This window comes from Microcoleus sp. Pol12B4 (genome assembly GCF_036701385.1).
Lineage (GTDB): Bacteria > Cyanobacteriota > Cyanobacteriia > Cyanobacteriales > Microcoleaceae > Microcoleus.
The window spans coordinates 1-11,392 of sequence record NZ_JAUBQR010000218.1; the positions used below are offsets into that span (position 1 = coordinate 1).

3 protein-coding genes are annotated in these 11,392 nt (G+C 43.4%); 1 reads left to right on the forward strand and 2 read right to left on the reverse strand.

Translation table 11 applies throughout. The features are described from left to right. Window positions 1-145 precede the first annotated feature (145 nt). Complete coding sequence (locus QUA38_RS23575; protein WP_333166160.1) at window positions 146-5,494, reverse strand: AAA family ATPase; 5,349 nt, start codon at window positions 5,492-5,494, stop codon at window positions 146-148. Window positions 5,495-5,937: 443 nt separating this feature from the next. Here QUA38_RS23575 and QUA38_RS23580 point away from each other — a divergent pair, with 443 nt between their 5' ends. Then, the gene (locus tag QUA38_RS23580; RefSeq protein WP_333166162.1) at window positions 5,938-8,406 is read left to right on the forward strand and encodes an ATP-dependent Clp protease ATP-binding subunit; all 2,469 of its coding nucleotides are present in this window, start codon (window positions 5,938-5,940) and stop codon (window positions 8,404-8,406) included. Window positions 8,407-8,513: 107 nt separating this feature from the next. Here QUA38_RS23580 and QUA38_RS23585 read toward each other — a convergent pair. Then, window positions 8,514-11,392, reverse strand: a 2,879-nt coding sequence (locus QUA38_RS23585; RefSeq protein WP_333166164.1) for a hypothetical protein, incomplete at its 5' end; no start/stop codon positions are given.

Genomic DNA, 11,392 nt, shown 5'->3' on the forward strand with positions numbered 1-11,392 from the left:
GCTGTAATTGTGGCGGTTCGCCAAGGTTTGGATATTCAAACTCGCTGGGCGGTGTTAATTTGTTTTGTGGGTTGGCCATTGATCCAAATTGCGATCGGCTTTGTGAAAGTAATTGAACAGTTGCTTTCACGATGGCTTTAATTCATCAATACGGAAGCAAAATACTAACCTCGCTTCCCTCTCCGGGTTCCGACTTGCAAATTAACTTTCCTCCATGCTGTTCTACCACAATTTGATAACTAATAGACAATCCCAAACCAGTCCCCTTACCTATCGGTTTAGTAGTAAAAAACGGATCGAATATTTTACCCAGCACTTCCGAATTCATACCCACACCATTATCAACAATGCGAATCGCTACTTGATTTCCTTCCGCGACTTCAGTGCAAATCTGAATCGTTGGAGTCTGTGTCGAGTTAACTTCACTCCCTCTTTGGCGACAAAAAGCATCAATCGCATTGGTCAGTACATTCATAAATACCTGATTAATTTCTCCCGGATAGCAGTTGACTAAAGGCAAATTGCCGTACTCCTTAATAACTTGAATATTAATTAATTTGTGATCCAAAATCATCAACGTGCTGTCGATACCTTCGTGGAGATTAACCCATTTTCTATCTGATTCATCTAGCCGAGAAAAGTTTCGCAGCGACAGCACAATATCGCGAACTCTCGCAGCGCCCACTCTCATTGAATCTATCATTTGAGTGAAATCATTCATTAAAAATTCTAAATCTATTTGCTCTGTTTCATTTACTATCTCTTGCACTGGATTTGGGTAATTATTTTGGTATAAATGTAGTAAGTTTAGTAAGTTTTCAGCGTATTCGTTGGTGTAATATAAATTTCCATAAATAAAGTTAATCGGGTTATTAATTTCGTGAGCAATTCCCCCGACCACTTGCCCTAAACTGGACATTTTTTCACTTTGAATTAGCTGCAATTGAGTGTGGCGGAGTTCTTCCAGTGCAGTATGCAAATTCTCAGTTCTTTCGGCTACTCGCGTTTCCAGAATAGTATAAAAACGGGCATTTTCTAAAGAAATAGCTGCTTGTGCAGACAAAATTCCCAAAATTTCAAGCCTGTCGCTAGTAAAAGCACCTTTTGTTAAATTATTTTCTAAGTAAAAAATTCCCGTAAGGTTGCCTTGATGGATAATTGGCAATACCAGGATAGATAGGGGTTGATTGGTGGCAATATAAGGGTCAAATTGAAATTGCTCGGCTCGGCTAGCATCATCTAAAACCAAGTATTTTTGGGTTCTTTCTACATAATTAATCAAGGAAATTGGGAGGAGATCGGATTCGGCCATCGGGATAGATTGTAACAAGGTTACATCATTAAACTGACATGTAAGTCCAGCTTCTATGAAGAATTGATTACCTGTCTTGGCAAGAAATAATACTTTTTGAGCGCCTGCATTTTCCTTCACAAGCTGTACGAGTTTCTCTAGCAAACGGCTGAGGATAATTTCGCTCGAAACAGCTTGAGATGCTTTGACAACCGTTGGTAAATCCAGCATCAAGCTATTGTCAACAGTAGTCGTAGCAGTCATGATATCAACATTTTTAGATATTGCTTCTTGATTGCGATCGACTAAATAATGATAACGGGATTCTAAGTATTTAACTTTTGCTATAGCTCCCCAGCGGATGTAGGCATAATAAGCTTTCGTCAGATAAGCTCGAGCAATTATCTCTTTATCCAAAGATTGATAAAACTCTCCAGCTAATTCATAAGCTAATGCTTCTTCTTGGATGTAACCGTTAGCAGCCGCTCCTTTAATAGCTAAGTCATAATAATCCATGGCTGCAAGTTTATCGCTGAAAAGTCGAGCTTTCTCAGCTTCAACTAACTCGTACTTGTGCTGATAATTCATGGGTGCATGGCAGGCCCACTTTTTCATAATTTGCTGATTAGAGTTAACAATAGCTAGGTATGCTTCTTGATTGTCACTGTCAGGATAGTGAGCGAGGAGGGCCAGCGAATAGTAGAAATTGTGTACCCCAACAGTGATTAAGCCGATCGCCCCATCTGCGTATTCTGCCGCTAGTTTACCGCTGCCAACAGCCGCACCATAATCTTTAAATAAATAAAGCAGCATCAATTTAGCAACATAAGCTGCAAACAGCGACATTCGATTATTTTCTTTCCGCCAACGCGACATCACAGCAGGTTCATCCAACCTGTTGCTAACTAATCGTACTTGCTCTGCTGTTTTGCTTCTTAAGCTTGAAGAAATTACTTGCCAAATTTGAGCATAACCTATGGCAAATTCGTGTTTGTTTTTTAGCAAAAAATCCATATAAATTGTTTGTTTTTCTTCGACATATTCTAGCGGTTCTCCCACCAAAAATAAATTTGTGATATAGTGCTTACAATTATAAATTGCCCACTCTAAGTCGCCAGTTTCCAAACCAACATTCATTCCTTCTATAAATGAAGCAAGTGTATTCTTTGTAGACTCTTTCCAGAGTCTGATATGAGCATTAAACATTACATAAACCTTAGCTTTCTGTCGGCTAGCATTAAATTGTTCTAGCAGCTTTAAAGCGATTAGTCCAGCGTAGTAGCCAGCTTCGATGTCGCCTTCGGTTCCGCACAGGATCATTCCATAAAGAGTATAGGGAAAAGTAGCTAAGGCTGAATGACCGCGATCGATACAAAGATTGACCATAGTCAAGACGAGTGAGGACACAATTTCTGGTTTGGCAATATAAGCAGGAGGATAGAGGGCTGTCAGGATTTCCATAGCTGCCAGTTGATAAGGATCTGTCATAACTGGCAGGTTGCCTAATTCCTCAATTCGCGGCAATTTAGGCACTGCAATGGTTTCGTTATCTAATAAATTTATTCCTAGCATTTCCAGCACTTCTAAACCTGTTTCAACAGCTTTTATCATCTGGCTTTGAGCCTGATAAAAGAGAATCTTTAGCTGATACACTTTCACTATGTCAAGCTGGTTTTTAGCCGATCGCAAAACCACTTCCGCCAAATTTTCTGCTTGCTGGAAGTTAGTGTTTAAATATTCCGCTTCCAGCGTCTCTACATACAACCGCAGCGTCATGCTATAGTTGCAGTCCCAGCTATCAGGTGCTAATAACGACATTCCCACATTCAAATACTTAACAGCGGGTTCGTAAGCGTTAGCTGCTTTTGCCTTATGTCCAGCAATTAAATTTAATCCGGCTAATTCATCTTTTTCTGATTGCAGACTGAGACAATCAATTCCTACATTCAACTGGTTGATAATATCAAAAATTTTCTCTTCTACTTTATCAAATGGCGTATTTTCAAGTAGCAATTTACCTATGCTAAGATGAGTAGCTTTCTTTTCATCCTCAGGAATCAGCGAATATGCAGCTTGCTGGACGCGATCGTGCAAAAAATTATAGCTGATTCGCGAAGAATCGAAAGTTAAATTAGCTCCTGCTTCTCCATCTAAAAACAAAGGAATGAGGTAACTCTCATTCAAGGGAAGTATTAACCCGGCTTGCAAAGCATCCCAGAGTTCAGTCGCAGTGACTGAGGGAGATTTTGCGTTGACAGTAGAGAGAACATCTAAAGTAAATTTGTCCCCAACACAAGCGGCTAATTTCAAAACTTGTTGTGTAGTCTCTGGCAATTGTTGAATCCGACTAACTACCAGTTCAACTACACTCTTATCTGTGATGCCAATAGCGTGAATTTCCTCAATGTTCCACTGCCACTCCCCTCTTCTTCCGGGAGACAGCAGCCGGGTAAAATCAAATCTCAAAAGTTTTTCTTGATAAAGAGTGTTGAGCAATTGCGTCAAGAAAAAAGGATTCCCACCAGTCTTATTCCAAATTAACTCTGCTAAAGGTTGAATTCTTTCTGAGTCATTCAATGTCTCAGCAATTAAGTCAGTTACCTGGGCTAAAGAAAGAGGTTCCAGCACTAAATTCTTGAGAAGAATACCCGTTTTTTGAAGGTACTCTACTGTTTGCATTAAAGGATGTGTAGATCTAACTTCATGGTCTCGATAGGCTCCAATTAATAGTAAATATTTGCTATCGGGGTCAGTCGCTAGCAATTCCATTAATTTCAAGGTCGCTGAATCTGACCACTGCAAGTCATCGATAAATATGACTAATGGATGCTCTTTTTGCGCGAATACGTGGATAAATTCTTTGAATAGCCTGTTAAATCGGTTTTGTGATTCTGTGGGGGCAAGTTCCGCAACTGCAGGCTGTTTGCCAATTACCAATTCTAGTTCGGGAATTACGTCAATAATTACTTGTCCGGCATCGCCTAGTGCTGCTAAAAGTTGATGTTGCCAATCTTGTAATTTTTCGTTATTTTCGGCAAGTAACTGCTGGATCAAAGATTGAAAAGCTTGAATTAAAGATGCGTAAGGTATATTCCGCTTGAATTGGTCAAATTTACCCGAAATAAAATAACCCCGCTGTCTGGTGATGGGTTTTTGGATTTCGCTAACTACGGCCGATTTGCCTATACCTGCATAACCAGAAACTAGAATCACTTCAATTTGGGAAGGGGAATAATTTTCCTCGCAAGGATTAGCTACACGTTCAAATGCTGCCAATAGTTCGCTGACTTGTGTTTCCCGACCGTACAATTTTTGAGGAATCAACAACTGACTCAATATATCTAAGTTGCCCGGCGTAAAATCGACTATCTTTCCTGTAGTTTCTAATTGATCCAAACAAATTTCTAAATCTGCTAACAAGCCGCCTGCTGTTTGATATCTATCTTCGGCATTTTTTGCCATTAATTTCTTCACAATTTGTGAGATAGCTGGTGGAATGTCGGGATTAATTTGATGGGCTGAAATTGCTTTAGAGGCTATGTGACTGTAAACTATTTCTAAGGGGTCGTTACTCATAAATGGTAATTGACCTGTCAGCATTTCATATAAGGTAATCCCGAGAGAATAAAAGTCGGTGCGGTAGTCGAGGGTGCGGTTCATTCTCCCGGTTTGTTCGGGAGACATATAAGCAAAAGTACCGATTATCGAGTTAATATTATTAATTTGGGGATTTTCTTTGGACAATCGTGAAGCAATCCCGAAATCTGTCAGTTTAATAATTTCTGTTTGGCTGTTGATGATGATATTGCTCGGCTTAATATCTTTGTGAATAATTTTTTGAAGGTGTAGATAGTCTAAGGTTTTTATGAGTTGGATGCCAAACCTCAAACAGGTGATGACTTCGAGCTTTTGCCGGGACATCAGGCGATCTAGAGATTCGCCATTCAAGTCTTCTAAAAGCAAGCCGAGACGGTTATCAAAGGTTTCTAGGCTAATGACTTTAACTAGGCCCGGATGGTCTAAATGTTGACGAATGCGATACTCGTGCTTGATCCGGGTAATTGCATCGAGGGTGGGGTATTCAGCTTTCAGGATTTTGAGTACAGTTGTCTCCTGCTGGGTGGGGATTTTTCCTCGATAAATAATCGTTTCGATACCTTCGTGGAGAGTAGAGTGGATTTGGTATTGCGAGAGAAATTGCATGGAGCTCTCCTCAGAGTTGAAAATATATCTGATTCTAGTCGCTGTTCGCTGTTGACTGTTGGCTGTTGGCTGACGGCACGACCACCCTCAACCGTCAAAAGTCTTGACATGGCAACTGTTATATGCTTAATTCAACCATGTACTTAGGTCAACAAAAATCAAGCTTTATTTACTCGAACAAGAAGATAATTTATAGATAAAATGATAGTATTCATGGAATAAAGCCATTTTGCTACTATTATTCTCAATTAATATCCGATCGACAGCGGACGGCAACCACACCCCTACTATTCGGCTCTCCCCACTGTCTCTACCCCTTTAGCAAGATACATTGTTAGAGAAGGAAATACACAAAAATTTACATCTATAATTTGTGTAGTGTTCCAAATCGCTCCTCACCAGCAGCGATACAGCCCTCGCCAAGACAGTAGGATAGAAAAAATATGTTTGAACGCTTTACAGAACAAGCCATTAAAGCAATCATGCTCGCCCAAGAGGAAGCGCGGCGCCTCGGTCACAATTTTGTAGGCACCGAGCAAATTCTTCTGGGACTCGTCGGCGAAGGCACTGGCATCGCTGCAAAAGTATTACTGGATATGGGCCTCAACTTGAAAGAGGCACGCAATGAAATCGAAAATATCATCGGTAGAGGTTCTGGGTTCCTCCCGCCTGAAATTCCTTTTACCCCCCGCGTCAAGCGGATTTTTGAGACGGCGCTCAACGAAGCGCGGCAGTTAGGCCACAATTACATCGGCACCGAGCACATCCTGCTAGGGCTGATTCAGGACGATGAAGGGGTGGCGGCGAAGGTGCTGCAAAACTTAGGGATCGATCGCCAGAGAGTCCGCACGCAGGTAATTCGTGCCGTGGGAGAAGTCGCGGCGGTACCCGGAGGTAGGGGGGAGAGCGGCGATCGCAAAACCCCGACTTTAGAAGAATTCGGCACAAACCTGACCAAGTTAGCTGCAGCCGGCAAACTAGATCCCGTGGTGGGCCGCGAAAATGAAATTGAGCGCGTAATCCAAGTTCTCGGCCGCCGCACGAAGAACAATCCAGTGTTAGTAGGCGAACCGGGAGTCGGCAAAACAGCCCTCGCCGAAGGCCTAGCCCAGCGGATTGTTAATAGAAACGTCCCGGAAATTTTAGAAGACAAACAAGTAATCAGCCTCGATATGGGTTCGCTGATTGCTGGTACAAAGTTCCGCGGCGAATTTGAGGAACGCCTGACGAAAATCATGGCCGAAATTCGCGCTGCAGGCAACATCATTCTGGTAATTGATGAAATTCACACCTTAGTTGGTGCAGGCGCAATTCAAGGCAGCATGGACGCCTCCAATATGCTCAAACCCGCCCTTGCTAGAGGCGAATTGCAGTGTGTCGGCGCCACTACCTTGGACGAATATCGCAAGCACATCGAGCGCGACGCTGCCTTAGAACGCCGCTTCCAACCGATCAAAGTCGGTGAACCGAGTGTGGCTGAAACAATAGAAATATTGTACGGGTTGCGATCGGCTTACGAACAGCATCACAGACTGACAATTTCCGACGCAGCTTTAGAAGCAGCGGCTACACTGTCAGACAGATACATTAACGATCGGTTTTTGCCAGACAAGGCGATCGACTTAATTGACGAAGCAGGTTCCCGCGTCCGCGTGATGAATTCACAAACCCCGCCTGAAGTTAAAGAGCTCAAAAAGCAACTGCCGGCAGTAACAAAAGAAAAAGATGCAGCAGTGCGCGAGCAAGATTTCGACAAAGCTGGAAAATTGCGTGATCGCGAATTAGAAATTGAAGCCGAAATCGCCGAAGCTACGATCAACAAAAGCCAACTCAAAACTTCTCCCATCGTCACCGAAGAAGACATCGCCCACATCGTGGCTAATTGGACGGGAGTACCAGTCAGCAAGCTGACAGAATCCGAATCGGAATTGCTGCTGCACATGGAAGACACGCTGCACCAGCGCTTGATCGGTCAAGAAGAAGCTGTCACCGCAGTTTCTCGGGCCATCCGCCGCGCGCGGGTAGGCTTGAAAAATCCGAATCGCCCGATCGCCAGTTTCATCTTTTCCGGCCCCACAGGCGTCGGCAAAACGGAACTTACAAAAGCCCTGGCAACTTATTTCTTCGGTTCCGAAGAAGCCATGATTCGGTTAGATATGTCCGAATTCATGGAACGCCACACGGTTTCCAAACTCATCGGTTCGCCTCCGGGTTACGTCGGCTACGATGAAGGTGGCCAACTAACAGAAGCAGTCCGGCGCCGTCCTTACACAGTCATCTTGTTCGACGAAATCGAAAAAGCTCACCCAGATGTCTTCAACATGATGCTGCAAATCTTGGAAGACGGCCGCTTGACCGATGCTAAAGGTCGGACAGTAGACTTTAAGAATACACTACTGATCATGACCTCAAACATCGGTTCGCGAGTGATTGAAAAAGGTGGTGGCGGTCTCGGTTTCGAGTTTACTGAAAGTGCCGCAGACGCGCAGTACAACCGCGTTCGCAGCTTGGTAAACGAAGAACTGAAACAGTTTTTCCGTCCCGAATTTATCAACCGCTTGGATGAGATTATCGTCTTCCGCCAGTTGAACAGGGAAGAAGTCAAGCAGATTGCGGACATCATGTTGCAGCAAGTCTTCAGCCGCTTAACCGAACAGGGTATTACTTTGTCGGTGACAGATCGGTTCAAGGACTTGTTAGTTACAGAAGGCTACAATCCCAGCTACGGTGCTCGACCTTTGCGCCGCGCAATCATGCGGTTGTTGGAAGATGTACTGGCTGAGGAAATGCTGTCTGGGAAGCTGAAAGACGGTCAAAAGGCGATCGTTGATGTGGATGAAAACAATCAGGTTAAGGTAGTTCCCGATGGTCCATCTGAGCCGAAATTGCCCGAATTCGCATTAAGCCATTAATGCACTCTACCAACGGATAAATACTGTTGATTAAAAACCCGGTTTCTCGGAGAAACCGGGTTTTTAATTAAAAAGTACCCGTAAAAAAAAGCAACTTATCGATGAATCTAATCCCACGATTGCAATTGCACAACCCCATGCTGCACCAAAGCAGAAATGCGATCGCGCCGCGTTTCAAAAGTAGCAGCAATCCAGATAAACGCAATGCCAAAAGCCAAACCAATCGCCCATTTAATCAGCGGATAATCAAATATCAAAACCACCAACTGATAGAAAACATTGATTAAAAAAATTCCCGTTCCCACAAACAAAAACGCCCGAACTCGCAGCGCCAAACCCTCTGCAATAGCCACCAAACTAAAAGCTGCGGCAACTAAACCGTGGCTTTGCTGAGTAAAAAGAGGCATCCCGCAAATCAGCGCAGTTGCGAGCATTCGCAGAGTGTGGCGTAACGGTTTTTCTGCTGGTAATTTGAGAGTGCGATCGAACAGAGTAATGTAAAGTAAAGAAAGTCCTAAAGGAGTAACATAAAACTCTGGCTGAGTCAATCCTATTTGCCAGAACCACCGCAGCATTATCCAGTCCATTATCGCCACACTCACATAGGTAAAACGGACTTCCTCCCTTTCCCAAGCCAGGAAAAAATAGAAGGTAGCAGCTATCAGCAAGCTAATCGGATAAAACTTAGCGGGACTTTCCAAAATAGTAACTATTGGAACCAGCGAAGCAATTACCTGCCAAGGTTTTTTTGACCAACCCCAGTTGTCCCAAGGCAAAATGTAAATGAAATAAGCTAATAGAGAAGCGAAGGCAACTTTCCAAGGCCCCAGCGGCCCGGAAATATACTTAACTAAAGGTGTATTGATCCAGTAAAGCCGGATGCCAAAGGCTTCTAGCCAACCTAAGTAAATCCAAATTTCTGCCCATTGGCGATCGAGATTATTTCGCCCTTGCAAGAAAGCATATTGAACTAATAAAGCACCAGTGACTAATCCTAAACTTAAGGCGGATTTAATATCATCGGCAGAAGCTGAAATCAGCAGCCAACTGCTCAAAACCCAGTGCAGGTGAGCAAATATTTTTAACTCTGCATTAGTTAAATGTAAATAATTGCTGAGCCAAGGAGATAAAATGCGATAGATATATGTTAAAGTTGTGCCGAGAGTGGCCAGGACAATTAAGCCATCTCCAAAAGCTCCTCCTGGTGTTTGAAAAAGTTGATATAGTAGCGATTCGTAAGCAGCAACGGACACGCCAATTAATCCTAAATAAACCAAAGGTTTGAATTCTGGCTCCCGCCTACCAATGCCGATCGCAATTAAAGACGCCCCCAACACAGTTAAACCAGTCCAATTCGTCAAAGTGTGCGATCGGAAAGTTAAACCCAATACCCCGTAAACCAAAGGTATAAAATGAATGCTAGGTAAATTTGTTCGATCGGGGTGGCGGTGCCGCCACCAATCCCCCAACAATTGAGTAAACAATCCGAGAGCGATATTAGCAACTGCCAAATTAATCGTAGTGCGATCGACAAAACTCAAACCCACTGCTGTCAACAACTCCAAACTCCAAGCCAAAGCATAAATTACCAGAGGGGAAAATTGGCGTAAAATTCGGAAAATAATCGCAGCCATTATCACCAAAATAGCAGCCAAAACTTCAGTAGAGGGCGGAAAACTCAAGGTACTGCCTGCGTAGAGTTCATAGGAATAAAAAGTAATAGTTGTTAACAGTAAGCTTGCGAGTAACATTGCCCACCCATCTAAAGCTCGCTCGTAAATTTCAGCTAATGGAGAAGGGTCAGGCAAACGGCTGGAAAAACGAACTATCATGCTGCGAAGTAACCAGAGAGACAAAACAGCGGTCGCCCCGGCAATTGCCCAATCCCAACCCGACACAAAACCTAATCGATCGATCGCCGCAGCTACGAAACTCAAGCCAAATCCCACTCCAATCGCAGCCGCTGGGATCTCGACTAAATAGTAAGTATTGACCAACATTAATCCGGCGGCAAAGCCAAAACCAATTAACCGATATCCCGGAAAAATAAAAATTAGAACTTGTGCAAATATTAAGGCGATCGTACTAAAGGTACTGGCAACTCGTTTGTGAGGAACCTCAGTATATTTAGCAACAGCAGTCAAAGCCAAAGGAGTCGCCAGCCAGAGCAAACTCCACTGAGGGCGATGAGTGGCAGTACCCGCAATTAAATAATTTTGCAACAAGACAAAGCTAAATCCTGCTAATACTAAGCCTAGATACCAGGAACTTTGGAACCATGCAGGATGCCAGTGAAAAAAGGCAGAACTTTCTCGGTAATTGCGCGTTTTCATCCAGACATAAAATGCCCATTCACCCGCCATGAATATTAATAATATTGCTGACCAAATATTGGGTGTCAGGTCTGGTAAAAACAAGTCAATTCCCGAAGCGATCGCGCATAAACCAATAAGGTGATTTATGGTAATTAAAATTGCCGGATTTCTCGGTTTGTCAGCCGCAGAAGCCGACATCGAGACTCGCCGGGAATTATCTGGAATTACGTATTTCCAAGCAATCCAACCTAGAATTAAAGTAGAGACGAATAAATTGAGCGATCGCCAGAACGGATTGACAAAACTAATAATAGTTAAAGCACTCCCCAAACCGAGAGCAAGATTTTCGCCAAAACTGGCAAGTTGAAACTTTCGCTTGCGGTAGAGCCACTGCGCTGCACTTACCATTAAAATTAAATAAGGCAACAGCAGAACACCCCAAAAAGCCCAAGGAGTTTCCTGAGAGTTTGTAAGCTGAGTTAAAAAGGCCACAACTTGTGTTTTAATCCCTAAAGGAAGCACTCGCCAAAACAGCCAAATACTCTGAAGTCCCACCGCCTCAAGCATTAGCAAATCAAACTCTTGCCCAAACCGCACTAAACGGTTATAAAAAAACCAAACAGCCAATCCGCTAACTGCGATCGCCTGTAGCGGAATGTCGCGAAAACAAA